1 protein-coding gene is annotated in these 1,028 nt (G+C 41.5%); it reads left to right on the plus strand.

What is annotated here, in order from left to right; translation table 11 throughout:
* Positions 1-188: 188 nt before the first annotated feature.
* Positions 189-437 (plus strand): FAD-dependent oxidoreductase (locus tag DYY66_RS16080; protein ID WP_394352576.1); only part of this gene is annotated, 249 nt, incomplete at its 3' end.
* Positions 438-1,028 lie beyond the last annotated feature (591 nt).

Raw genomic sequence — 1,028 nt, forward strand, 5'->3', positions numbered from 1 at the left:
GTGGCACTTGATGAACCAGGAATCAAGAGACTAGAAAAGTACATGTCATGGGGTGAAAAAAATGGCCTGCAAAAAGATGATATTATTTTGCTTGACGGAACTGAAGTAAAAAAACAAGAACCCGAGGTGAAATGCCAAAAGGCAATCTTTTGCAAAAAGGATGCATCTGNCAAAAAGACGATATTGTTTTGCTTGATGGTACCGATGTAAAAAAACAAGAACCCGAAGTATCATGCCAAAAGGCAATCTATTGCAAAAAGGATGCATCTGTTGACTATGGTGTATTAACAAAAAACATCATGGAAGATGCAAAACAAAGTGGAGCAACATTTCTTCTTGATACCAGGGCAGAATCCATTACAGACAAGAAAGACTTTCTTGAAATAAAAACAAACGGTAATACCATTCAAACTGATTTCCTGATAAACGCAGCAGGTNTGCAGACAAAAAAGACTTTCTTGAAATAAAAACAAACAACGATACTATCCAAACCGATTTCCTGATAAACGCAGCAGGTGGCATGTCAATCGATCTAGCACACCAGATGAATGTCAGACCAGATCTTACAGACATTCATTTTCGTGGCGAGTACTGGCAGGCAGAACCCGAGTACCAAAATCTTACAAAGACTAGCGTATATTCCGTACCAAAACATCCCGAGTATCCATTCTTGGACCCGCACTGGATTGTCCGCTCTGATGGAAGATGCGAGGTTGGACCAAATGCCGTTCCAGTATTCAGCCCATATGGGTATACCATATCCGAGAACATGAGACAGATGCCATCAAAGGTACTAGAAATGCTCTCATCTGGCGCATCCAAAATGCTATTTGATTCCCAGTTTCTCTCGCTTGCCTCTGGAGAAATTTNGAAGATGCGAGGTTGGGCCAAATGCAGTCCCAGTATTCAGCCCATATGGGTATACCATATCCGAGAACATGAGGCAGATGCCATCAAAGGTATTAGAAATGCTCTCATCTGGTGCAAAAAAGATACTGTTTGATTCCCAGTTTCTCTCGCTTGCCTCT

The organism is Candidatus Nitrosotalea sp. FS (assembly GCF_011319475.1).
In the GTDB taxonomy this organism is placed as follows: Archaea; Thermoproteota; Nitrososphaeria; order Nitrososphaerales; family Nitrosopumilaceae; genus Nitrosotalea.